Origin of the sequence: Mucilaginibacter limnophilus, from assembly GCF_004005815.1 — a bacterium.
Taxonomy (GTDB): Bacteria; Bacteroidota; Bacteroidia; order Sphingobacteriales; family Sphingobacteriaceae; genus Mucilaginibacter; species Mucilaginibacter limnophilus.
Genome location: NZ_SACK01000011.1, coordinates 1 through 24,347, shown reverse-complemented (window position 1 = coordinate 24,347; position 24,347 = coordinate 1). Strand labels below are relative to the sequence as shown.

At 43.4% G+C, this 24,347-nt stretch carries 17 protein-coding genes; 10 read left to right on the top strand and 7 right to left on the bottom strand.

What is annotated here, in order from left to right; all coding sequences use genetic code 11:
- The first annotated feature begins 161 nt into the window (after positions 1 to 161).
- From EOD41_RS20805 to EOD41_RS18710, 3 genes are read left to right on the top strand one after another with little or no spacing between them, the layout of a single operon-like run.
- Entirely contained in the window at positions 162 to 326 is a 165-nt protein-coding gene (locus EOD41_RS20805) for a hypothetical protein (RefSeq protein ID WP_164849985.1), read from the top strand.
- A gap of 9 nt (positions 327 to 335) precedes the next feature.
- Positions 336 to 614: an aminotransferase class I/II-fold pyridoxal phosphate-dependent enzyme gene (locus tag EOD41_RS21290; protein ID WP_127707902.1), complete on the top strand. Its 279-nt coding sequence runs from the start codon at positions 336 to 338 to the stop codon at positions 612 to 614.
- On the top strand, positions 553 to 960 hold the full coding sequence (locus tag EOD41_RS18710; protein ID WP_127707826.1) for a hypothetical protein: 408 nt from the start codon (positions 553 to 555) through the stop codon (positions 958 to 960). The genes EOD41_RS21290 and EOD41_RS18710 overlap by 62 nt, the downstream gene beginning before the upstream one ends.
- 16 nt (positions 961 to 976) lie before the next feature.
- On the opposite strand, the gene EOD41_RS18705 is transcribed toward EOD41_RS18710, so the two are convergent.
- The 3 genes from EOD41_RS18705 to EOD41_RS18695 form a co-directional block, all read right to left on the bottom strand.
- A complete protein-coding gene (locus EOD41_RS18705; protein ID WP_127707824.1) occupies positions 977 to 1,789 on the bottom strand; it encodes a helix-turn-helix domain-containing protein in 813 nt (270 codons plus the stop codon).
- Positions 1,790 to 1,796: 7 nt separating this feature from the next.
- The gene (locus EOD41_RS18700; RefSeq protein WP_127707822.1) at positions 1,797 to 2,678 is read right to left on the bottom strand and encodes an SDR family NAD(P)-dependent oxidoreductase; all 882 of its coding nucleotides are present in this window, start codon (positions 2,676 to 2,678) and stop codon (positions 1,797 to 1,799) included.
- An 85-nt stretch (positions 2,679 to 2,763) separates the two neighbouring features.
- Positions 2,764 to 3,972 carry an MFS transporter gene (locus EOD41_RS18695; protein WP_127707820.1) on the bottom strand — a complete coding sequence of 403 codons (1,209 nt, stop codon included), beginning with the start codon at positions 3,970 to 3,972 and terminating at the stop codon, positions 2,764 to 2,766.
- Between the two features lie 655 nt (positions 3,973 to 4,627).
- Here EOD41_RS18695 and EOD41_RS18690 point away from each other — a divergent pair.
- Positions 4,628 to 9,334, top strand: a complete 4,707-nt coding sequence (locus tag EOD41_RS18690; protein ID WP_127707818.1) for a hypothetical protein — start codon at positions 4,628 to 4,630, stop codon at positions 9,332 to 9,334.
- A gap of 1 nt (position 9,335) precedes the next feature.
- A complete protein-coding gene (locus EOD41_RS18685) occupies positions 9,336 to 10,580 on the top strand; it encodes a 5'-methylthioadenosine/S-adenosylhomocysteine nucleosidase family protein (RefSeq protein ID WP_127707816.1) in 1,245 nt (414 codons plus the stop codon).
- A 77-nt stretch (positions 10,581 to 10,657) separates the two neighbouring features.
- Here the strand turns inward: EOD41_RS18685 and EOD41_RS18680 are convergent, their stop codons facing one another.
- Genes EOD41_RS18680 through EOD41_RS18670 form a run of 3 tightly spaced genes read right to left on the bottom strand, consistent with a single transcriptional unit; the run spans position 10,658 to position 16,104 of the window.
- A complete protein-coding gene (locus EOD41_RS18680) occupies positions 10,658 to 13,912 on the bottom strand; it encodes an error-prone DNA polymerase (RefSeq protein ID WP_127707814.1) in 3,255 nt (1,084 codons plus the stop codon).
- A gap of 4 nt (positions 13,913 to 13,916) precedes the next feature.
- Positions 13,917 to 15,386: a Y-family DNA polymerase gene (locus tag EOD41_RS18675; RefSeq protein WP_127707812.1), complete on the bottom strand. Its 1,470-nt coding sequence runs from the start codon at positions 15,384 to 15,386 to the stop codon at positions 13,917 to 13,919.
- On the bottom strand, positions 15,379 to 16,104 hold the full coding sequence (locus EOD41_RS18670; protein ID WP_127707810.1) for an ImuA family protein: 726 nt from the start codon (positions 16,102 to 16,104) through the stop codon (positions 15,379 to 15,381). Before EOD41_RS18670 ends, EOD41_RS18675 begins: the two co-directional genes overlap by 8 nt.
- Positions 16,105 to 16,132: 28 nt before the next feature.
- Between EOD41_RS18670 and EOD41_RS18665 the strand changes: the two genes are divergently transcribed.
- From EOD41_RS18665 to EOD41_RS18645, 5 genes are all read left to right on the top strand, one after another.
- On the top strand, positions 16,133 to 16,375 hold the full coding sequence (locus tag EOD41_RS18665) for a hypothetical protein (RefSeq protein ID WP_127707808.1): 243 nt from the start codon (positions 16,133 to 16,135) through the stop codon (positions 16,373 to 16,375).
- A 419-nt stretch (positions 16,376 to 16,794) separates the two neighbouring features.
- Positions 16,795 to 17,355, top strand: coding sequence for an RNA polymerase sigma-70 factor (locus tag EOD41_RS18660; RefSeq protein WP_127707806.1), 561 nt, complete (start codon positions 16,795 to 16,797; stop codon positions 17,353 to 17,355).
- 78 nt (positions 17,356 to 17,433) lie between these two features.
- Positions 17,434 to 18,444, top strand: coding sequence for a FecR family protein (locus EOD41_RS18655; RefSeq protein ID WP_127707804.1), 1,011 nt, complete (start codon positions 17,434 to 17,436; stop codon positions 18,442 to 18,444).
- Positions 18,445 to 18,659: 215 nt separating this feature from the next.
- Positions 18,660 to 22,037, top strand: a complete 3,378-nt coding sequence (locus EOD41_RS18650) for a SusC/RagA family TonB-linked outer membrane protein (RefSeq protein ID WP_164849984.1) — start codon at positions 18,660 to 18,662, stop codon at positions 22,035 to 22,037.
- 16 nt (positions 22,038 to 22,053) lie between these two features.
- On the top strand, positions 22,054 to 23,676 hold the full coding sequence (locus EOD41_RS18645; protein ID WP_127707800.1) for a RagB/SusD family nutrient uptake outer membrane protein: 1,623 nt from the start codon (positions 22,054 to 22,056) through the stop codon (positions 23,674 to 23,676).
- 129 nt (positions 23,677 to 23,805) lie between these two features.
- Here EOD41_RS18645 and EOD41_RS20800 read toward each other — a convergent pair.
- Positions 23,806 to 24,347, bottom strand: a 542-nt coding sequence (locus EOD41_RS20800) for a hypothetical protein (RefSeq protein WP_449406675.1), incomplete at its 5' end; no start/stop codon positions are given.

The window sequence follows — 24,347 nt, the reverse complement described above, 5'->3', positions numbered from 1 at the left end:
TAATACAAAACCCCCGCTAATTCCCCACTAGGGGGCAATACGGTTTCTACCTTTAACCTAAACCAACATCTTTTATGAAAAGCTTAATTAACAGAACATTCAAAGACTTTGAGAACATTCCCGAATGGGACCTTATGAACGCGCTGCGGAATGGGCGGCTTATGTCACCGACTGTCGTTAACCGGGAGCATTGGAACTACCGGCAGGAAGCTGTTTCCGGCTGCGGCCCGCGTGTGGAACTGAACCTGCCGGGTAACCCGAACAGAAATTTTGTGAGCTTGGTATCGAACGACTACCTGGGCTTCACCCAGCATCCTAAAGTGTAAGCGGCTGCCATCAAGGCGATCGAGCAATGGGGGACGGGAGCGGGCGCGTCACCGGCAATCGGCGGGCACTATCACTTTCATGTGGAAATTGAACGTGCTATAGCTGATTTTTTTGGCAGAGAGAGTGCCATTGTTTATACAACAGGTTATACAGCGAATAGTGCGATGCTGCAATGTCTGTTGAAGTGGGAAGATCTCGCCATCTTCGACGCGGCAGTTCTCGCTAATGTACAGGAGGGCGGTTCCGCTGCGCCAGCTGGGCTTGTTGATACAACAGGCGCTGAATGAGCTGGCCCATAGTGTGTATAACCGCTATCAAACGTTCCTGCAGGAAAGTAAACCACCATTAATTGAAACTAATAACCCGCCACCTAATTTTTTGGATAAAGTGCTGTGCGCCCTGAGCGCCGATCAGTTAGGCATCGTCTTAAAATCGGCATTTGACGTCAAGCTGATATTGGGCAACAGTTTCCGGAAGGTGTGCAAGGCCATCGCGCCGTTTCTGTCAACGCCCTGGAAAACGGATATCTCCTGGGATACGATCCGCAGTATCGCGGGAAGGGCAGAACCGCGGGATAAGGAGATCGCTATCGAGTTCCTGGAAAAGATGATCCTGAAGATAAAAGGCGGCTGAAATAAGCGGCCAGACTTTAGCCCACACTCACTTTCGATGGCGTCACCCCATAGGCTTTTTTGAACGCGAACGAAAAGTGAGACAGGTCCTTGAAGCCGGCATCCAGGTAAACGTCGGTAACTTTGCGGCGCTGCTCTTTGAGTAAAAAGTAGGCTTCTTTCAATCGCTGTTCCTGCAGCCATTTATTGGGCGAGGTATGAAAGGCCTGTTCGAAATCCCGTTTAAAGGTCGCCAGACTGCGGCCTGTCAGATACGCGAACCGGTCAAGGCCGACATTGAACTTATAATGTCGGGTCATGTAGGCTTTGAGGTCAATCTTACCGGGCGGGTCGAAGTCAAACAGCAGGTCATTTAAATTTGGATTGGTTTCCAGCAGGATCATGGCTGCTTCCTTTACCTTCAACCGGGTGATCATTTCGTTCAGTTCGCCGGAGCCATTCAGGTAAGGGCCTAAGGAAGTGATAAAGTTTTGCAGCAAAGGCACCGGCTTTAAGCTTAACAGGGTTTCGCCTGTATAAGCTTTATGCCGGTGTAAATGGTATTCTTCGCTGATGCTGCGAAGGGTGTGCTGATCGATGACTACACTGATGGACTTGAACGCACCGGTATTACTTGGGTATTTGGTAAATTTAGCCAGCTGGTTTTTGGCTGTAAACCTGAACTCACCCTCGCCAAAGCTGTGTGTTTTGCCATTCAGATAGATATCATTCCGGCCGCAGACCACATAACTCAGGGTATGGTTCGGCACAAAGTGTTCGCCGCTCCGGCTGATGTTGACATAGCAGGATTGTAAGATCCTTGGTTCGTCATCTGATCGCTCGGTATTCATTCTTCCTTTATTTTTTTTTCATAAAAAACTGCCCCTGCTCGGTCGCGGTAAAATCAGCGGCGTCATCGCTGTCCGTTGATTCACTTACCTGCAGCCAGGCCTCTAACTCCGCGGTACGCTCGGTATCCGCCTGTCTGATCATTTTGACCGCATCGCTGCCTAAGACCAGGTGTACCGGTGGCTTAGGATGTGTTGCCAATTGGATCATCACTTTTGCCGCTTTATCCGGATCACCGGCAGGCTGGAATTTGCCTTCTGCAAACAGTTCCGCTCGTTTATCGGTCGTTTCTTCATAACCTTCCACTTTAGGCGCAAAGGTCATTGAGGAACTTCCCCAATCGGTACGAAAACCGCCGGGTTCCACCGAAGTTACGAATATTCCTAAAGGGTTGACCTCATTATTCAGCGCTTCGGTAAACCCACCCAGACCAAATTTCGCCGCCTGGTAAATGCTCACGCCAACACTGCCGCGACGGCCGCCGATCGAACTGATCTGCAAGATGCGGCCCGAACGTTGCTTGCGCATATGCGGCAGCACTGCTCTGCTAAGCGCGATAGGCGCATACAGGTTGGTCATTAACTGACTGTTGACCTGCTCTTCGGTATAAGCTTCGGTTGCGCCCGTTATGCCAAAGCCGGCATTATTCACCAGTACATCGATCCTGCCGAAGTGTGTAATAGCATTTTCTACGGCCGCTGTTATTTCTTCCTTCACATTAACATCCAGTTGGATCGGAAGGATCTGCTCACCGTATTTCGCTGTTAATTCTTTTAAATCCTCTGTATTCCGGGCTGTAGCCACGACGTTGTCGCCGGAGGCCAGTACAGCTTGCATAAGGCTGCGTCCTAAACCGCGGGAACTGCCTGTGATAAACCATGTTTTTTTCATTGTCCTTGATATTTGTTAAGACAAAGGTCGGCCCAAAAAAGGTCTGAGGTTTTGTTGTAAGGCTCAAAGTATTTTGTTGGATGGCTCAGCTATCGGTGACCGCTGGCTGTCGATTAAGTTTTAGAAGTAGCAACATAACGATCAGGGAGCAGGCAATAAAGACGAGATAACTGTAACTCAGGTGAGCCATATCTTTAGCCGGTATAGCTGCCACTACAAGATAGGTTAGGAGCGAGAGGATCACATATACCATACCGCCGGTGAGACCGCCGGACATTCCTGCGTTCTTCGGGAAACGTCCGAGGCAATAGGCGAAGTAATTGTTGTAGGTAAATCCCGCGCCGACGTGGATCAGGAAAGCGAAAAATACCATGGTGTACAGATTCGATAAGAAATAACTGCTCAGGATCATCAATCCCACCACGATCAATTGCAATACGACGTTAACCAGTAGTTTACTGAAGAATGGACGGTTAATCAGTGCACGTCCGACAAAGCCACCAAGCATCCAGGCAAGACCAAGGATCAGCGAACAATAGCCAGCGATGACCGGTGTCAGCTTAAAATGGTGTTCAATGATAAAAGGACCTGTCATATTATACATAATGACCATCGAGTAGGCAAAGCACAACATGAGGATTCCCAGGCTAAAGGTGGTTGTCCGGATCATTTCTACATACAGGCCAGCAATGGTTTTTAGGTTGAATTCGGTACGATGCCGGATGGTTTCACCGCTGTAAAAGTACTCCAGCACGGCGATCACGGCAGCCAAGCCGGCTAAAAAATAGAAGTTAGACTGCCAGCCGAAATAATGCTGGAAATAGCCGCCCAAGAAGGGTGCCACAATAGGTCCGGCAGACCAGATGATGGTAAACATACTAAGGTAATGCTGCAGTTGCTTTCCCTCGTACACATCTACAAAATAAGCTCGTTTGGCGATCACGATTATAGCTACGGTAATGCCCTGTATAATACGCATAGCATAGATCACATAAAGATTGGGAATTATGGCGATCAGCACGCTGGCAACGATAAAGACCAATAGCGAAATAAAGCTCATTTTATAACGGCCATAAGCATCCAGTAAGCTCCCTAAGAATAACTGCGAAACGCCGTAGCTAACTAAGAATAAAGTAAGGGTTAGTTGCACTTGTAGACTTGTGGCGCGTAAGCTATTGCCCATGCTGGGCAAAGACGGAATGTAAATATCGGTCGCGAAGCCGGATAAGGGTAATAAAGCAAATGCCAGTATCGTCGGGATGCGCTGGTCTTTTGAGTTAGAAGCGGGTAGCATGATGCGGCAAAAGTAAGCATCGAAGTTTGGCGTATTGTTAGATGAAAGTAAGAATGTATGTTAAAGGTAGGGCCCTAGTGCTTAATGCAGATTCAAGGAATATAGAAGAATATGGACAATCTAGGAACAAAACAGCATTTGCTAAAGCTAAACAATTAGCAATATTTACCGGGAGTATTGATGGATGGCAGAATCATATAACCAGGTGTTAGACAAGGAAATTAGTGAGATGGTTTATACCTTTGCCTTTGCGACTACAAAAGCTAATGCATTAATGAGTCAGATTCAATTGCCAGGAAACAGGTTCCGTCACGGGATATAGATTGCACGATAACTAAAGAATATTTATCTGATCGGTTGGCTAATATTACGGAATATCCTGGTTTGCCAGTAATTGATTTGACTTATATGAATGTACAGGAGGAACTGCTACATCCGGCTACTTAAGCGGTTAGAAGCTTCAATTGCAAAGCCTTTAAGGTCTTTAATCGGCCGTATTACATTGAACATGAAACGTGCTTATTGAGTTAAACGTTTATCTCATATTTCCTTTCATTTAGGATACTTCATATAGGACACAACCTGCTCCAATAAATTGCATTTTTTATAGCGTCAAAAAAATGCTATTATTATCCGGTAAACCTTATCAAGATACATGGATAAACTCGAATTTAATATCTTTTCGGAGATCGCCCTGCTCACTTTACCTCATTATTTTAGAAATGATAATTGGTCAACTGATTTTGGCAAGGTCCAACTATATTGTAATTCCGAGAATGTCAAACCAGAATTTATCATCGACCTTTCGAAGTGTTTATGGATAGATCCGTTGCCACTTCTTTCTTTAATAATTTCGCTTAAGCAAGTCAATCTTGAAATCACAAAGAAGGTTATTTTAAAAAGTGAAGACAATCATAATGATGAACAATGTAGGTTGATGTCATTTTTGGAAAAGGAAGGATTTTTAGACCAATTCACTCGTTCTGGATGTTCTCTCCTCATTTTAGAATCGGAAGATAAATATCGCGTTTACAATGACCGGGACAGAGATGAGTATAAAAACTATGAAAACTCTTTAAGGTATAGTGACTCGACTATAATTAAGGCGCAAGTTGTTGACTTATCTGAGAAAGTAACGGAAGAATCGCTTGATGATTGGGTCGATGCATTGCTTGCTGATCAATATAAGTTAACACATAAAATAACAGAAACATCGAAAGATGACATATTCAGCCGTGTAAGTCTATTTTTAAAAGAAACACTAGATAATATTTATGAACATGCTTATCCTACCCAATCAAGTAGGAAGTATGCGGGCTTCTACATTAGATTTCGAAAGGGTTTGGCTGACAACTCTTTAGATATGCCGTCACGTATAGAACTTAAAAATACGATCGATAAAGAGCACAAACACTGTCCAACTTTAGAGAAATACTTTCTTGAAGATATAAGTTCGTTTATAGAGATATTTGTTATCGATTCAGGCATAGGCATCGCGAAAAGTTTTTATAAGGACATTCCTAAGTCCAAGAAGTTTCCATTTCGAGAAGCTTGGCGTCAGATAATTGGATTTGGCCATAGAGGACAAGATAATCCAAAGAAAAAGAGCACGAAGTATGGCGGCCTATATAGCCTTGGTAGGCTACTTCACCAAAATTATTTGACAGTGCGTGACCATAACGAATGGATCGGAGATGTTTTGCCAATTAAAGAAGTAGGTGACAATCTAGCAAGCAATCGTTCATACCTCTTAATTTCTGATTCTCAGTTGCAATTGTATGGCGCTGCGCTAATTGGTAGAATTACATGGAAGGCGGCGGCCGATGAAAATCCGGACTGGGGGATAATTGAGAATCTAACCGCAGGCGAAAAAAATGATTGGCAAATGCATCCGTTTGCTGTTGCTTTAAGAACTGATAAAGATATTTATCTAAAATATCAGGGGAAGCCATTTAATGAGTTTCCTGAAAACCCATTTTATATCCGCGACGACAAGTATAATTATTCTGATAAAGCCTTGTCCACCTACTATTTGAAACGTGAATCAAAAGCCGATTTCTGTCTTTATTTACCGAAGCCAGGTGCAACTAAAAATGTGATTCACAATATAGTAGAAAACGATTTTATCAACCTTGAATCAAAAAGTAAAACATTAATAATTGGCGATATACCCGTTTGGGAAACTAATGTATACCAGCTCGCTTTAAAAGACGCTGCATATAGTAGTATGTTTCTTGAAAGATTTGACCGATTGATTTTGGTGTCTAAACGTTTGTCCGTGTTACTGCTTGAACGAAGAGGTAAAACATTTGTAGATAGCGCTGTAAAACGGACAAAGTACTTATCTAATTCTTCTTCAATATTTAACCCGGCAAATTGTTTTTCCCATTATATTGAATGGGTTCGTACTCATGACAGTATGATTTACTGGCAATACTTGAATCATACGAACAAATTGAATGAATATTATATCAATGCAGAAATTATTTGGTCCCAGGGCTTAAATGCAATCGGCTTAAACGGTTACCTGAATTTTTCCAAAACGCTTACGGACCGCTTTTGTATGACCATATACAAAGACTCTTTGGAAAGAACTTTGTGTCTGAATAATAGAAATGGATGTTATTATGAAAGTATCGATGTTCTTACTAATAAACTTTGTCAGCAATTTAATTCACTATTTTACAACCGCGTTCAATTAGGGGCTCAGAGAATATTGTTAGGAAGCGTAGTAGTGACCGGACATTCGGCTAAATCTGTGCAAACGCTCGCATCAGACTATTTAAATGCGCTGGTGGTGCATTTTTTTTATAATCTAAACAGCGAAGCTGAAAAAAGCCCGCTGGGAGAAATGCATTTACTTCTCTGGCCACTAAAAGGACAGGCTTGGTTTGCCGATAACGTGCTTCAAACAGAAACAAGTGTTTCGAAAGGTAAATTTGAAAGAGTAGGATCTTCACATGTAATAGCTCCCTCTGGATGGAAATATTTTCCTATTCCCAGATACAAGCTTTTCGATTTAACAAAAAGACGTTTCATCGACACTTATTCGCCTATACAAGCAGGCAATGAAGAACTTTACAGATTTATATCTATCTACAAATGTACTCCACCCGAAACATACCGCTACTGGCAAGGAAAGAAAAACGAAGTTATTTCAATTGGACATACGAATTATGAGAGCAACCATGATCTTTTCAAAATTGACTTTCCCTTCGCACTTAATCAGAGTTTTGCTCTAGGTGACGGCTTAGCGATCTTTCTATTGGGAGAATTTGTTTTAGCGCTTGGTATAGAACCGTCAGACCTCATTTCAGATAATGGAAGGCTGATAGATGGTGTTGCAAATTATGTAAAACACGAGCGAGACTTTTTTTCGAAATCAATTTTTGAATGCTCCCTTATAGTTTATCCTTACCATTATAACACGGAGCATGCAATTGAACTGATAAAAAACTATTTACCGGAAAGTTATCATTCTAAAATCATAGCTATATTTCCTATTAATAAAGATCGATACGGCTCGACTTTTTTACCATCGCCAATAACTATAGAAACTATCGCTCAAAATATTTTTCAAGAAAAAGAAAATATCAGGATGGAAGGGAATGGCCGTCAGCTTAACGCTATGTTATTTGACGATGCGACCATAGGTGGAAAAACAAGATCCGATATTGCACACATTCTTTATAGTCTCGATATAAATAATGTAAAGACGGTAAGTATGGTTGAGCGTTCAAGACTACCTTTTAGTACATCGTATCCGTATAAACATAAAGCGTTTTGGAGACTTGATATCCCCAAACTTGGCGATGACGATTCTTGCCCGATTTGCAGAGCCTTCAAAGAAGTCGACAATTTCTCAAACATATTAATTTCACAGAATGCCATCGATCGAATTAATTCCTGGAGATCTATATGGTCTAAACGTACGCCGTTCGAAATGAAAGGAACGAAGATCTTAACGCCCACCATGCTAAACTTGAAGGAGGATAGACGATACAAAAAATTCGGTATTTATTACGACGGTATTAGCCACCAACAATGTGGTGGGGCAAAAAATAAGATAGAATTGACTACTTCTATAGGTCTTTCAATATATACGGCAGAATTGTATTCAAACACCTCAAAAGATGATGTGGTGATTGAATACCTTGCATTAGATGAAGTTAGTAACAGTGCCAAACTTGAAATGCTATGCACAAATTTGTTATTATTTGGACGAGAGTTTTCTAATACCGTAAAGAAAAATATAATCATCGCGATCTTCATGCTGGCTGAGTTATCTGAAGAAAACAATTTAACAGCCATGGCTGCGATTGCCTTAATTTCACAAAAAAGGGAGCATCTTGATATCCTTTTCGAAGAGGTTAAAGACTCACAAGCTGTAGATGTTCAAGTGAAAAATCAAGACATGCACATAGTCTTAAGTCGGCTTAGTTCCTTTAGAGGCTCGAAATTTTATGGGTCAAAAAAATTAATGCGCCTTCATACAGGCTTTCAAGATCTAAAGGTATTATACAAGCAATTTCATTCTGAATTATACAATGACTTTGGTCTGGCACACGATACTCCGTTGCAACTGGTTATTAGAGAAATCACCAATAGTCTTAGAACAATCAACGCAATAGAAGATTCATGTGACAAGGTTATATTTCTGTTGGAAAAAATACCTATTTGGCATCTGAGGAAGATTGGCTTGGTTAATAATGCTGAAGCCGATACGACATTAAAAAGCGAAATTAATAACCATCTAAATAGTGCGAAAGAATTTTTGGCAAATAAATCTAATAATTTGTTTGTTCCGGAGACAGCAAAAAAGTTTAAAAGTATTGTACGAGCGGCAATTGATCATTTAAAAGCGTTCCACGATCGACTTTTTTTATGCGTAAATGGACTTGATGCTTGGGACATGGGCGATGTACTGGCTGATCTAATAAAACAACAACAACTCCAAGTAGGAGTGTCGCGCAATATAAAACGGCCACTACAAAAAAGCTTAGATTATAGCAATTGGATTTGTTGGGACCGGGAAGTTATTTCATCTGTATGTTCTATTATTGGAAATGCGAGGCATTGTAATAAGAACCTAATTCTAGACTATTATAATGAAAATGAATCAAATAGCGTCAAAAGTGGTTGGATTACTGTTGACATAGGTGAGCGTTATCTAACCATTAAAATGATTAATTTTAGTAAGCAGACTGCAAATGAAATAAGCAGCTTGACAGGTAAGCGAAATAAACCTGAGAAACTCCATCTTAAGGAATTAAATATTAACGTAAATTACGTCGATGTAAAATATCAAGATAACACTTTAGTTGAAACAATAATTGAATTTCCTTACCTAAACACATATTGATATGAAGCTGCAAAAACTTATGATTATTGATGATCGGATAGTAGATAGAAAAGAGATTTATCAGAAGGTTTTATCAGATAGCTTTGAGCTGGTTTTTATTGAAAAAGCCAGTACTTTAATGGACCGCGTTTATACGGAAGAAGTTGATGGCTACATAGTTGATATTGTCCTTTCTAATTGGCTTGGAAAGGATGGCAAACGACTTCCTCTTCAGGAAGTACTAAGTTGGATAGGTACTGAAAAACCAATAATACTCTTAAGTAACGAGTATAATTATCTCGTTACGGAAAATGAATTAACTGATCTATTCAATACTATACTTGACACAGGATACAGAGTGAATCCGTTTTTTTTGTGGGACGAATTCATAAGAGTTTCAAACAATCATCCAGATGATTTAAATCCAATTACAAATGCAATTAAGCTAAGTTTAGCAAGACATAGAAAAAGCGTTGTTAAAGAGGAGGCACAGCGGTTTGATTTGGGGGTGATAGCGGCATTAGGCGAAGAACTTCAACCTTTCCTTCAAAATTTAAAAGATGTTGAAAATGCTAAATTCCAAAGCATACCATATAGTAAGGGTGTTTTAAAAACTAAGAACGGAGCTGAAATTAAAGTAATAGCAGTCCAACAAGAAGAGATGGGAACGGTTGATACTGCCATTATCTCGTCCGCTATTGTTAAGGAATTTCAGTTGGATTTTTTAGTCATGATAGGCGTTTGCGGTGGTAGGGATGGACACGCTCAGATTGGAGATATTATTATCCCAAACGAAATAATAGCATATCAAAAAGGTAAAATAGGTGAAAATGGGTTAATGATGGATATTGATATTTCTCGATCAAACGTTAATTTAAGAATGACCTTTGAGAACAAATCAGAGCAACTTGCCGAAAATATTTCCAAAAAGTATTTAACAAAACTTGTAAATAAATTTGGCTCACCAATAGAGGTAACAAAGCCAAAGATCAGGTTCCATGAAATGGCTTGCGGAGAAAATGTAGTGAATAAGGAAGGCGAGCTTGAAAGAATTGCTACAGATGTCAAAAAACAAAAATTATGCGCAATAGATATGGAAACATATTCGATTTATCGACTGAATCATTTTATGGATGTCTCTACAATTGTCATAAAATCTGTAATGGATCTTAGCTCAAAAAAAAGCGATAAGTTCAAATCTTATGCAGCGCATATGTCTGCAAATTTTTTATACCAAGTACTATTTGAAGAAATTCTCAAAGTTTAGTGCAATAACTCCTTTAATTCTATATCTGAATGTGAAGATTATATAAGATTTAGAATATAACAGTTAACTATAACACTTCATTTGAAATTCCGCCCCTTGTGCAGGTAGTCGGCTGAATCATTATCCAGGGTTTTCAGTGGTTTTTCCATTGGGATGAAGGGTGATGCTTTTTCATCGGCTCTGGATAGGGTGAGCACGGGTTGCTGGGTGTTGGGTATGGCCGTTAGGTTACCGAGCAGTTTAGTGATGTCGAAAATGCGTCTGACGATAATGTGGGTGACTTCCGTGCGTTCCACGACGCCTTCTACCATGAGCAGTCTTGCGTGGAGGATCTCTTTCCGGTATTTGTCGAACAGTTTAGGGAATACTACGAGGTTGCTGGTGCCGGTTTCATCTTCCAGTGTGATGAAGCAAACGCCTTTGGCGGTGCCTGGTCTTTGGCGGATAAGGATGAGCCCTGCGGTTTTGATGAGGGCTTTGTTGTCGGTGGTGTTGGCCTGTTGCGCGGGTACGATGCGCAGCATATTCAGCTGGTGGCGGATAAAGCTGAGCGGATGACCTTTGATGGACAGGCCGGTGGTGGCGTAGTCTTTTACGACGTGTTCAGATAGCTGGAGCTTAGGCAGTTCGACCTCGGGTTCATAGGTGCTTTCGCTGGGTTGCCCTTCGTACAGGTTGACGGGGCGGTCATGTAAGGCGGCGACTTCCCAAAGCGCTTGTCTGCGGTCGAGGTTAATGGAACGGAAGGCGTCCGCGCTTGCAAGGCGTTCGAGTGTGGCTACACTGACACCGGCATCACAAAGCTGGTGGGGTGCGGTGTAAGGTTGCCCTTTGACTAGTTTGCGCATTTCTTCTTCACGGGCGCCTTTGATCTGTCTTGTGCCCAGGCGGAGCGCGAAATATTTGTTTGGTTGATTGTCCTGTTCATCGCGTTGTTTGTCTATCGCATCTTGCCGATCATCAAACATTTCCAGTGTATTATCCCATTGAGAATGGTTAATGTCAATGGGCAGGATCTTGACGCCATGCTGGGCGGCATTCTGGATGATCTGCGCGGGCTGGTAAAAGCCCATGGGCTGGCTGTTGAGTAGGGCAGCGGCAAACGCGTCGGGGTAATAGAACTTGAGCCAGCAGGAAACATAAACGAGCAGGGCGAAGCTGGCGGCATGGCTTTCGGGGAAGCCGTAGCTGCCGAAGCCTTCGAGTTGCTTGAAAATGCGTCTGGCGTACTCTTCGCTGTAGCCTCTTTCTTTCATGCCGTTGATGAGTTTGTGCTCGAACTTGCTGACCAGGCCGTTGAACTTAAAGGTGGCCATGCTGCGTCTCAGGAGGTCGGCTTCGCCGGGGGTGAAGCCGGCGGCAACGATGGCGAGTTCCATGGCCTGTTCCTGGAACAGGGGTACGCCTAAGGTACGTTCAAGGATGCTTTTGATCTCGTCGGATGGATAGTCAACAGGTTCTTCGCCGTTTCTTCTGCGGATATACGGATGCACCATATCGCCCTGTATCGGGCCGGGACGGACAATGGCCACTTCGATGACCAGGTCGTAGAAGCAGGTGGGTTTCATCCGGGGCAGCATGGACATTTGCGCGCGGCTCTCGATCTGGAAGACGCCGAGGGTGTCGGCGGCGGTGATCATCTCGTAGACTTTAGGGTCATCCTGCGGAATGGTGGCGAGTGTCCAGTTTTTGTTATAATGCTTTTTGATGAGGTCGAATGCCTTGCGGATGCAGGTAAGCATACCAAGGGCGAGGATGTCGACTTTCATGAAGCCGAGGGCATCGATGTCGTCCTTGTTCCACTCAATATTGGTGCGGTCGGCCATGCGGGCCTTGAAGATGGGGCAGAGGTCGCTGAGCTTGCCATCGGTGATGACAAAGCCGCCGGTATGCTGGCCGAGCTGCCGGGGGAAGCCGATCATCTCGCCGGTAAGTTCGAGGGTTTTCAGTAGGTGCGGGTCTTTCGGATTGAGGCCAAGGCCTTGTAAGCTTTTGGCAGTCAGTTCATCATCGGAGAAATCGCCGAAGGCATCGGCCAGGTGGCCGACCACATCGACGGACAAGCCCATGGCCCTGCCGACATCACGGACAGCACCCTTAAAGTGCAGCATGGTGACGGTGGGTAGGATGGCGGCGCGGTCACGGCCGAAACGGTTATAGACGTATTGCATGACCTCTTCGCGTCGCTCGTGCTCGAAATCGACGTCGATATCAGGTGGTTCGTTGCGTTCTTTGGACAGGAATCGCGCGAAAAGCAGGTTGGATTTATCCGGTGGAACGGCGGTAATACCGAGCACGAAGCAGACGGCGGAGTTAGCCGAAGAACCGCGTCCCTGGCAAAGGATGTTCCGGTTCCGGGCCCAGGTAACGTAATCCTCTACGGTTAGAAAATAGTTGGCGGTTTCGGTTTCGGCGATAATCTGCAGTTCCTCGTTAATGGCGTTTTTAACCTTTTGCGGGATATTGCCTTTGTAGTATTGGTCAGCGCCTTTCCAGGCAAGGTACTCCAGTTGCTGCTGCGGGGTGCGGCCTTCGGTGGTAAGTTCATGCGGGTACTGGTACTTGAGGCTTTTCAGGTCGAAGCGGCAATGGTCTGCGATGTATCTGGCATTTTGGATGGCTTCGGGATACCGGGCGAACAGGCGCTGCATTTCTTCATCGGGTTTTAAATGCCGCTCGGCATTTTGATGCAGCTTATAACCGGCATTGAAGACGCTGCACTTTTCGCGAACACAGGTCAATACGTCCTGTAACTGGCGGCGACCGGCGTGGTGGTAATGTACGTCATTGGTGGCGACGAGCGGCACGCCGAGTTCGGATAGCAGGAAAAGGCGTTTTTCGTCATCGCCGGTATAGTATTTGGTCGCTGCCAAGTACAGGTCAGGCAGGTGTTTTCTGTAGTCGGCCACGTGTTCGGTAAAAACGAGTTCGAACTCAAAATCAACTGTGAGCGTGGCAGGTGGTATGATCACAAAAAAGCTGCCTTCGCTGTGCTCATACACATCTTTTTTGCTGATATAGCATTTTTCTTTTTCCGCACGAAGGTTGCCGAGTGTCAGGAGTGCGGAAAGCCTGGCATAAGCGGCTTTGTCCTTGGGATAAGCCAGCAGGCTGGGGCCGTCGAGCAGGTCCAGGCGGACGCCGATGATTAATTTTATCTTTCTTTCGGTGGCCACCGTATAAGCTCGAACAACACCGGCAAAAGTATTGCGGTCTGTTATGGCGATGGCATCATAGCCGAGGTCGGCTGCCCGATCCACGAGTTCCTCAGGATGGCTGCCACCCCGCCGGAAGCTGAAGTTGCTGGTGACCTGTAATTCGACGTAATTCATTTTTTTAAGCAAAGTATCCGTGTAAAAACCAGCGGTCGGTAGTTCTGAAGATCCAGTAACGGCGGCCCTGTTCGTCTTCTACGATGAAGTAGTCCCGTTGCGTGTTGGTATCGATCCACCATTCATTTTCGATCCGTTCGGGACCATCTGCGCCGACAATAACATGACGGGTACCGCGATGGATGAACTGTTTGGGTGGATAGTCGGGTGTCAGCGCCATCGCTTCCACGGGTTCCGGCGGTTCCAGTAATTGGATAGGCCGGGGTTTATCCTCGCGCCAGTCGTTTTGCGGTTGAGCGCTGATGCTGTCTGTTTTGGAACTGCGTTCCGGCCAGTAATGTTCATCGGGCAGGTAATGCCTGATCTCCCCCCGGCTCGCGATGCGGTCAAGGAGTTCAGCCACCTGCTCGCTGTCCGCCCACGGTTTACCGGCCCAGAGGTCACTTTGCTTATTGCTTAATGGTTCGGTAGCATCTGCATCCAGCGTAAAGAGTTCAATACCGAGGCCTGGTGCCACCTCATCGAGATGGATGAAAAACAGCTTGAACAGATGCGGGCTGCGGTGGGTGGCGTGATTAGTGCCGATGGTGATATGGCCGCTTTTGCCGTCAACACGATACCAAGTGAGGGTGGCTTTACGCATGCCAAGTCCTTCACTGTGCAGGCGTTTGCAAAGCCGCTCCAGTAAGTCCTGGAGCGCGATCTCAATCGCGGGCCGTGTTTTGACGGGTTCGAGGCAATCCAGTCTTTCGGTATAGGGTACGGGTTCCTTTAGGGGGAACAGGAATTCTGCTTCCTGCCCTAATGCCTGGTAAAGCCGTAAAACGAGGTCTTTTCCGAAGCGGCGGCGGAGTACGGATTTGGGCATATGAATAAAGCTGCTGATCTGGTACAGGCCGAGTTCGTGCAGCTTGAGCAAAAGCGGTGTAGGTAAGCGTAAGGCTGATGGCGGCAGTGGCATGAGCGCGTTGCGGTGCTGCCCTGCGGTTACGAGCAGGCCGTTGCTGGCGCAGCGCGAGACGCCCCAGGCAGCACCAATGGTATCGGCAATAGCTGGGCGAACATCATAACCGATGTCTTTCAGGCGCTGGTAGATTTCAGTGAGATAAGCTTTCTCCCCGCCTTTGAGGTGGGTACAGCCGGTGACATCCAGCAGGAGGCCGTCCGGCGGGTCGATGGCAACCAGCGGTGTGTAACGCAGGCACCATTCGGCCAGGCCTTTCAATAGCTTGAGGTTACGGCCGGGTTTATCATCAAAGATCTGCAGGTCTCCGAGGAGTACCTGGGCATCGGCAACGGTCATGCCGGTTTGCAGGCCTGATCGGATGGCTTTGGCATTAAGGGCGACGATAACTTTGCGACCATGATCGAGCGTAACGATGGCCACGGGTTTTTCACGCAGGGAGGGTCGCCTGATCGCGAGCTGATCGGTGAGTAAATAACGAAACCATATGGCGGCAAAGCGTTTAGGCATAACGGCGCTGGATTTGAATGGTCGGCTGCGGAGTAACGACTTTAAAACTTTTGTTTTTCCATTCTAGCGTCCAGCTGCCGGGTTGCCCGTTCTTCACTTTCAGGAGATCTACCTGCCAGCGGGGATGCCCGACGCCGGGCATGCCGGGACGCAGGGAACTTCGGACAGGACGGATCTGCCAGCGTGCGGTACATGCGGTTGAGTTGGCGTTTTTAACGCCTTTACGCAAGATGAAGCCAGTGACACGGCTGGTTTCAACGGCTAAAAGCAAGCGGCGGGACTCCATAAAGGTCAGGGCGGTGGTTTCACAAATCACGGCAGCAACGCCTTCGCATTTCAGGGCTTCTTCAGCGATCCAAAGGACGTCTTTTTGAATGGGTACGTCCACAAAGATGATACGGTCAGCATTCAGACCGAAGCGTTTCAGTGCCGGCGGATAGATGCGTCTGGACCAGCTGATCCACAAACAAGCGCCGCCATCGGCGAGTAAACGGGAAAGCAGGCCGCAGAGGAACGCGCCGCAGGCAGCGGTATCTTCGGGTGTTGCGCTGAGTACTTCGTGAATAGTTCCGGTGGGAAATATGCTATTGGGAAAAGCGGTTTCGACGGGACCTAAACCGAGCGAAACGTTGCTGCCCGCTTCGGGCGGACGGTAGCCTTCCCAGGCAATAATGTCCTGGCGAAGTTTAGCGATCAGTTCTTCTTTCCTTGCATTCATGATGGTACAATTTGGGGCCTACAAAACTATGCTAATATTTTTAGCAAAACCTATAGCTTTTTACAATTTATTTTTCAACTTTGTTTGCATGGAAGAAATAAAAGCCTGGCTGAAGCGAAAGAAAGATGTGGACGAAGTATTGCGGATCATTCCATTGCGGGAAGGTTCGGTGAGGGTGTTTGTGCTGTTACCGGCATATGACCTTGGCGCAAAGTCTTTGGGGCGAATCTTGTTCGACGGAAACGGTTGTGATGGACCATATCCATGGTGAAGTAACGCTGCTGAGCATTCGAACTAAAGACCGCGGCAGCCAGCAAAACAATCGAAGTAATCGTTTTTAGCATGTTAGTTTTATTTTTTGGTTGGTTAATGTAGAAGAGTTAGCAAAGCCAATTTATTGGTAAAAGCTTTTAGCTAATGGCATACAATAATACAATAAATGTTGAATAATAGAAAAGTGTAAAAACAGATCAGAATTCATTCAAATAAATATACGGTATCTTGAAACTTAATTAGGGTTACAGGCATAAGTTAAAATCAATTAAAATTATAATGATACAAAACACATATTAATCCTGATGGATGTTACTCGTCTTTACGATTCTTCTTTACTAAATCGATTAATTTTGCTTGGTATTGTTTTTTTTCTGACTTTAGAATTCGTAAACCATTTAACCAGTCTCTTAATAGATGAAGAATTACACACAGTTATCCGACACTGAGTTGGTTGCCTTGTTGAAGAGCGAGGATAATAGTGGTGCGTTTAGAGAGATATACAATCGTTACTGGGGTGAATTATATAATACTGCATATAAACGATTAAAATCATATGAAATAGCTGAGGAGCTGGTTCAAGACCTGTTTGCTGATCTTTGGTTGCGAAGGGGCTCACTTAATATTACTACGCTATTAAAAGCATATCTATTTGGGGCAATGCGTTATTTGATAATCAAGCAAATTCACCTGGAAATGTCGGAAAGTGAGTATCAGATAATAGCTGCTATGAACAACATTATTATCGATAATTCGACCGAGGAGACCATATTTGTTAATGATCTTTATAACCGCTTGCAAGTTCAAATGGACAATTTGCCAACGCGTTGCCGTGAAGTTTTTGACCTTAGCCGTAACAAGCACAGGACGAATAAGGAAATAGCCCACTCATTGGGAATTACTGAAAAAACAGTTGAAAATCAGATAACACGCGCACTGCGTTATTTAAAAACCACATTACGCTCCTTTTTATTTTAAAAAAATACGATAGTGTTTGGGGGATAACGTCAAATTTTATCACTTGGTTAAATAACGGGCTATTATAAGCTCAGCCAAATGAAACCATCTATTTCAAAAAAGTTATTAAAAAGATTTTTAGACGGAAACTGTACTACTGACGAGCGTAGGGCTGTTTTGGAGTGGTATAATTCGTTTGATGCTGAGAAAGATGCTCTGTCAACCATTTACCAGGAAAATGAAATTGCCCTCCGTGAGCATATATACCAAAAGGTTAATCACAAAATTATCTTGTCTGAAAGAACCGGCAAAACTGCTAATCGAAAACTTCTTTACATTGTATTAAGAGGGGTAGCAGCAATGTTAATTATTTCGCTAGGCATAACATATTTTAAAATAAGGCCTGTATTTCCATCGCGTTCAACCCCTGGACCAGAAAGCGTAGTTATAGTAAGCAATAAAACCAACCATATTGTTGCCAGGCAATTGAGCGACGGATCACAAGTTTGGCTTAATCCAGGAGCTGAAATTAAGTTTGCAAACAGGTTTCGAGGTACAAGCCGGGATGTATTTATGGTTGGTGAAGCTTTTTTTGAAGTTACAAAAAACTCTAAGATGCCTTTTATAGTGCATAGCTCTAATATAATCACAAAGGTATGGGGAACAAGTTTTCGAGTTCGGGACTCAAGAGCTATCAACTTTGCGGATGTTACCGTGGTAACGGGAAAAGTTTCGGTAAAGTTAAATAGCAGTGTGGTTAAACATCAACAACCAAAAGAGTTTCTGCTCTATCCCAAGGACCACGTAGTATTTAGTAAACCTAAAAAAACTTTTATCAGAGATAAACCTGAGTTAGTAGAATTGAAAATGTGGAAACGGGTTGACTTGTCATTCAACAACACACCTTTAGCCCAGGTTGTTAAAACATTAAATAACCGTTTTAGTTCAAAAATTGAACTAAGAACCACTGATCTTGAGCAATATACCATCAATGTTAACTTCACCGGACTTAACCTGGCCGAAGTGATAACTATACTATGTAAAACACTGAATATCTCTTACCAGCTAGATGGAGATAAAATTATTATGGAAGCCAATAAAAACAATTAAACCTAAATTAAAGCATATGAATAATACCTAACCCCACACAATAAATTAAAAAAAGAAAAGCAGGAGTACGCCAATACCCCTGCTTTCTCTCTCAAAGCCTGAATTGCCGGTTCGCATTTTCATGTGGCTTTGTATTGTCTCATTTTTTCTTAAAAACTTAACGATTTAAATCTATGAAATTATTTCTATGTATTCCCAACACATGGTGTAGAATTATGAAATTAACAATAGGCCAATTGATTATAGCAATCCTGCTTACAGGCTTGTCCTATGCTAAAGATACCAATGGGCAAGCATTGCTCGAAAAAACGGTAACCATTACTATTCAAAATGAGAAGCTTGAAAACGCACTTAAAGAGTTGAGCAAACAAGCGAACATAAAGTTTTCATACAGCCGTGAAATTATAGAAACAGGCAGGCATGTATCAGTCTCAGCTAAAAACGAAAAGCTTTCAAGCATACTTGATGTGTTATTTAAATCATCCGGAATTCAATACGAAGTAATCAGTGACAGAATAATACTTACCAAAACTAAAGAAAACCAACCGGGGCAAATTGCGGCAGCCAATGTACCAAATATGGTTGTTTCCGAAAATGCTTTTTCTGTAACAGGAACAGTGTTTGATGAAACAGGAATTGGCTTACCGGGCGTAACGGTGAGGGTAACTAACACAACCAAAGGCACTGTAACAGATCAGCAAGGAAATTTCAAACTTGACGGTGTTGAGGCTACCGATTCATTGAGCTTTAGTTTTGTAGGCTATGCTGAGCAAAGGGCTGTGGTTGGTAGCGAACGTGTATTTAACATTAAAATGGCTATAAGCCAGAATACCCGGCTGAATGAGGTGGTGGTTATTGGTTATGGTACATTACGCAAGGCCGATCTTACCTCATCAATTTCAACAGTTGATGCAAAAGCGCTTAGGGATTTACCTGTAACCGGTATTGAACAGGCTTTGCAGGGCAGGGCGTCAGGTGTTACGGTAACATCTGCTTCAGGTTTACCGGGATCGCCGGTATCAGTTCGTATTCGTGGTATAGGTACTGTTAATAACAACGATCCGCTGTATGTGGTTGACGGAGTACCGGTAGAGAACATGAACTATCTTAATCCATCAGACATCGAATCATTACAAGTTTTAAAGGACGCTTCCGCGGCAGCAATTTATGGTTCAAGAGCGGCAAACGGTGTGATTTTGATTACTACCAAGAAAGGGAGTAAAGGATCGCCTGTTGTTACGTTTGAAGGATATGTAGGTTCAGCTCAACCATGGAAAAATTATAAACCTGCTGATGCGGATGAATACCTGTACATGATGAAGTCCATACATGGTGAAACAGGTGCAGGTTATTTAAACGCCAAGGCCGAATATGATCAGGGATTCAATACTAACTGGTGGAAAGAAACTGTAAAAAGCGCATTGGTCCAAAGCTATAACGTGGGCATAAACGGAGGTACCGACAACGCGCGCTATAATTTATCTGCTGCTTATTTTGATCAGGAAGGAATCATCAAACCATCCGGCTTCAAGCGGATTTCGGTGCGTTTAAACACAGACTTTAAATTAAATAAACGTGTTAAAGTAGGAGAGAACCTGAGCATATCAAACCAAGTTACAGAAAATACTTTGGCCTCTATCCTCCAGTCGATACAATTGTACGATCCGTTGGTACCTGTTGTAGACCCTGCGCGCGACCAGTCGGACCCGTTTAGCAAATGGGGTAACTCAAATATTACATTTGGCAGCAGCCCTAAGGCGTTATTGGCAAGACAAATTGGTGACAGTCGTGTATTAAGAATAGTAGGTAATGTTTACGGTAATGTAAAAATTGTTGACGGTTTGGATTTCAACACTAATTTTGGTGTGGATATTTCGCGTAACGAAAACAAATCATTTAGCCCTACCTACTATTTTGATCCGAGCGATCAAAATACAGTATCATCAGTAACAACAGGCGCATTAAGCAGGAATGGTTGGGTATGGTCAAACACTCTTAACTACACCAAAAAACTGGGTAGACATAAATTTACAATATTAGCCGGTACACAGGCGGAATATAATGAAACGCATGGCGTTAACGGTAGCAATTATGGTCAGCCCGGCAATGATCCATATTTCCAATATCTTGATGCCGGAACCAAAGACCCGCGTGTAAATGGCACTGCTACCGAATGGTCAATCGCTTCTTATTTTGGCCGTATCAATTATAACTATGATGATAAATATCTACTAGCAGCCAGTATTCGTCGTGACGGATCAGCCAACTTTTATCCGGGTCACCGCTGGGGAACGTTTCCGTCAGTATCTGCTGGTTGGGTTGTCAGTCGTGAAAACTTCTGGCAAAGCCTTAACATGCCTTGGTTCACAAATTTTAAAGTACGGGGTGGCTGGGGCCAGCTAGGCAATCAAAACATTGGCGCGGGTAGTTATACATCATTTGTTGAGGGTACTATTTATAGGCGCTTTGTATTAAATGATGGTGACATCGTTCAAGGTTACGCTATATCAAATACTGGTAACAGGGCATTAAAGTGGGAGACTTCAGAACAATCAAACTTAGGTTTGGAATTTGGTTTCTTTAATGATGCTTTGACCTTAGAGGCCGAATACTATAACCGTAAAACAAGAGACATGCTTATATTGTATCCTGTAGCTGCTACATTTGGTGTGTCATCACCTTGGGTGAATGCCGGTACAGTTAGCAATAAGGGATTTGAGTTTACCGCAAACTATAATGGTAGCGCTGGTAAATTAAAGTATACCCTTGGTGGCAATTTGTCAACCTATCGAAATAAAGTTACCAGCCTTGGGGAAGGCCAGCCATATGTGGAAAGTGTGCCAGGCTCACGAGTAACGGCTGCATCACGCACTGCAGTAGGACATCCTATAGGTGAGTTTTATGGTTGGAAAACAAATGGAATATTCCAAAGTGAGCAAGAGGTAAATAATTATGTAAACAGTTCGGGTCAAAAATTGCAGCCAAATGCGCGTCCTGGTGATTTCAGGTTTGTTGATGTGGACGGAAACGGTATCATTAACGATAATGACAAAACCGCTATAGGTAATCCACATCCTAAGTTTACTTACGGTTTTAACATCAACCTTAAATATAGCAGTTTTGACCTGATTGTATTCCTGCAGGGCTCTTATGGCAATAAGTTATTCAACAATAACAAGTACCAGATAAATCATCCTTTAGGTTTTGATAATATTGCGGCGGGTGCAGCATACAACGCTTGGACACCGGATAACAAATCAAACACTAATCCTATCATGTCTGTAAATGATCCTAACAATAATTTCAGGGCATCTGACTGGTATGTGGAGAGCGGTTCATATACTCGTATTAAAAACATTCAATTAGGTTACAGCCTAAGTTCGAAAGCGTTATCCGCGCTTAAAATCTCTCAAATGCGTGTATATATCTCTGCTCAAAACCTCTTCACATTTACAAAATATTCTGGTCTTGATCCTGAAATAGGCCCTTATGGCGAGGGTGATGTTGGCAAGCGTCAAAGACTTATTGGTATGGACTATTTTACCTTTCCTCAATCAAGAACTTTACAAGTCGGTGTAAACATGAAGTTTTAATCTTAAAATAATAAAAATGAAAAAATCATTATATTTTGTGATAGCAGCTCTTTTGGCGAGCGGAGGCTGCTCAAAAAGTTTTTTAGACCAGGAAAACTCATCAAAAAGGCAAGTTGAGAACTTTTACAAAACACCTGATCATATTTACAGCGCTTTGATGGATAACTATAGCGCCTTGCAAAATGACGGACTTACAAATGCAAGGTGGGTGTTTGGCGATATAGGCAGTGACGATGCCCTTAAAGGTGGCGAAAGTGTGGGTGATGCTCCGGAATTTGAACAAATACTTGAAAATCGCCCTCAGTCAACCAACGGTACGGTTCGGGATCTATGGGTAGGCTCATACACCGGGATCGCCAAAGCTAACATCATCCTTTCAAAGATTGATGGTGTACCTTTCCCAACTGATGAGGCGGGTCAGAAGCTAAAAAATCAATATCGTGCTGAGGCACAATTTTTACGTGCGTTTAATTACTGGTACATTGCCATGGCCTTTGGAGATGCTCCTTTACTGACCAATTCAGTAATCGATTTTGCAGATATAAACCCTAAAAATTTGGTACGTAAACCTGTTGCTGATATTTGGAAACAGGTGGAAACTGATCTTAATGAGGCTATACCTAATTTACCTACCCGGAGCGAACTTGCATCAGGCAAACAATTGGGTCGTGCTTCAAAGGGCGCCGGGCAGGCGTTGTTAGCTAAAGCCTTAATGTTTCAACGAAAATACGACGAGGCAGTGCCGGTACTTAAAGCACTTGTAGAGGACAATGGCGAATATTCATTAGTTAATGATTATGGTAAGCTTTTCCGTTTAGAAGGTGAGTTCAGCACCGAGAACATCTTTGAGATAAATTTCATCAACCAGGCCTCAGGCTGGGGCGATGATTGCGAAGGAAGCCCGCGTGTTGTATTCCAGATGAGCCGGGGCGATTGGGGCTTTGGTTTTAACCAACCAACTCAGGATCTTGTTAATGAGTTTGAACCCGGTGATCCGCGAATTATTTATACGATAAACTGGCCAAAAGATGAGTTCAAAGCTGGTGTGCCACAAAAGAACGACCAGTTTAACCCATATGGTTACAGTAACCGTAAAATTTACACTATTGAGTCCGAGCGTACATCAGATGTGTTTTGTTCAGGAAAAAATGAAACCATTTTCAGACTTGCCGATATGTATTTACTTTATGCCGAAGCATTAACACAGTCATCTGCTGCTAATTTCACCAAAGCATTGTTTTATGTTAATGAAGTACGTAAGCGCGCCAATCAAACTCCTAAAGTTGATCCACAGCGTGCAGTTCAGTTTCATACGGTGGAAAACGTAGAATTGCCGATGCGCACCTTTACTACCAAAGACCAGCTACTTAAAGACATTTGGCACGAACGCCGTGTTGAACTGGCAATGGAAGAAATACGTTGGTGGGACCTGGTTAGGCAGGGCAGAACCAATTTATTAAAAGAGTACTATCAGAAGTGGTCTGTAGCCGGAGGCTTTGAGGCTAAGGGCGATTTAAAAGGTAAGTTTTATACACAATGGATCGGGCAATTAGGTAAGACCGACTATCTTGTTTTTCCGGTGCCTCAAAGCGAAATTGATGCATCCCAAGGAAACTTGACCCAAACCTCAGGCTACTAAGGTAAAAAATCGAAACTGATAGAATGTAAATTATACCTAAACAGCTTCATTCGAGAAGTATCTTCTATAAATTAATTCAGTAGAGGTTGCCTGTAGGCAACCTCTGTTTTATTTCCTAAAATCGTCAACTTAGGTGTAGCTCAGGTAAAAAAGAATGCCTGAGTAACCACGGTTAATAATTAAGTCGACTATACGAACGCTGTTTTCAATGCTGATGCATTGAACAGGATGTTCAGACACTTTCTGCATTGCAATATCCATGTTCAACCCTTGTCCGTATTCCGCACCGATAGCCAAAACCGGTATAATTAATTTAGCGTTATAAGCTAGGTTTTGCCCGGCGCTTTCATTAAAGGCACGATAGTACTCAAAACCATATTTTAAGTTTTCTTTACCCGTGTAACATTGAATATAATGTGAAATAACCTCATCACTCAAGGCGTCTTTTACGAATGTCTTATTATTAAAATACCAGTTCAGGTACTCAGCTTCCTTACCGGCCAGCAGAAATTCCGGAATGTCGTCGATGGCATGGAAATAGAATTGCCATATCTTTTTGGCATTCACCGGACTGAAGATTTCATCGGGTATTAGCCCGGGGATACCAGCATCGAGGACTGACAGGGTTTTTAGTGATTGTTCAAACTCAAGTGCAAATGTCACTGCTACCC

What these genes read in the sequence shown, in the direction of transcription:
- EOD41_RS18680 (WP_127707814.1), bottom strand. Translation starts at nt 13,912, where the DNA reads ATGAATTACGTCGAATTACAGGTCACCAGCAACTTCAGCTTCCGGCGG.
- EOD41_RS18705 (WP_127707824.1), bottom strand. Translation starts at nt 1,789, where the DNA reads ATGAATACCGAGCGATCAGATGACGAACCAAGGATCTTACAATCCTGC.
- EOD41_RS18690 (WP_127707818.1), top strand. Translation starts at nt 4,628, where the DNA reads ATGGATAAACTCGAATTTAATATCTTTTCGGAGATCGCCCTGCTCACT.
- EOD41_RS18700 (WP_127707822.1), bottom strand. Translation starts at nt 2,678, where the DNA reads ATGAAAAAAACATGGTTTATCACAGGCAGTTCCCGCGGTTTAGGACGC.
- EOD41_RS18650 (WP_164849984.1), top strand. Translation starts at nt 18,660, where the DNA reads ATGAAATTAACAATAGGCCAATTGATTATAGCAATCCTGCTTACAGGC.
- EOD41_RS18685 (WP_127707816.1), top strand. Translation starts at nt 9,336, where the DNA reads ATGAAGCTGCAAAAACTTATGATTATTGATGATCGGATAGTAGATAGA.
- EOD41_RS18710 (WP_127707826.1), top strand. Translation starts at nt 553, where the DNA reads ATGTACAGGAGGGCGGTTCCGCTGCGCCAGCTGGGCTTGTTGATACAA.
- EOD41_RS20805 (WP_164849985.1), top strand. Translation starts at nt 162, where the DNA reads ATGTCACCGACTGTCGTTAACCGGGAGCATTGGAACTACCGGCAGGAA.
- EOD41_RS18675 (WP_127707812.1), bottom strand. Translation starts at nt 15,386, where the DNA reads ATGCCTAAACGCTTTGCCGCCATATGGTTTCGTTATTTACTCACCGAT.
- EOD41_RS18655 (WP_127707804.1), top strand. Translation starts at nt 17,434, where the DNA reads ATGAAACCATCTATTTCAAAAAAGTTATTAAAAAGATTTTTAGACGGA.
- EOD41_RS18670 (WP_127707810.1), bottom strand. Translation starts at nt 16,104, where the DNA reads ATGAATGCAAGGAAAGAAGAACTGATCGCTAAACTTCGCCAGGACATT.
- EOD41_RS18645 (WP_127707800.1), top strand. Translation starts at nt 22,054, where the DNA reads ATGAAAAAATCATTATATTTTGTGATAGCAGCTCTTTTGGCGAGCGGA.
- EOD41_RS18660 (WP_127707806.1), top strand. Translation starts at nt 16,795, where the DNA reads ATGAAGAATTACACACAGTTATCCGACACTGAGTTGGTTGCCTTGTTG.
- EOD41_RS18695 (WP_127707820.1), bottom strand. Translation starts at nt 3,972, where the DNA reads ATGCTACCCGCTTCTAACTCAAAAGACCAGCGCATCCCGACGATACTG.
- EOD41_RS18665 (WP_127707808.1), top strand. Translation starts at nt 16,133, where the DNA reads ATGCTAATATTTTTAGCAAAACCTATAGCTTTTTACAATTTATTTTTC.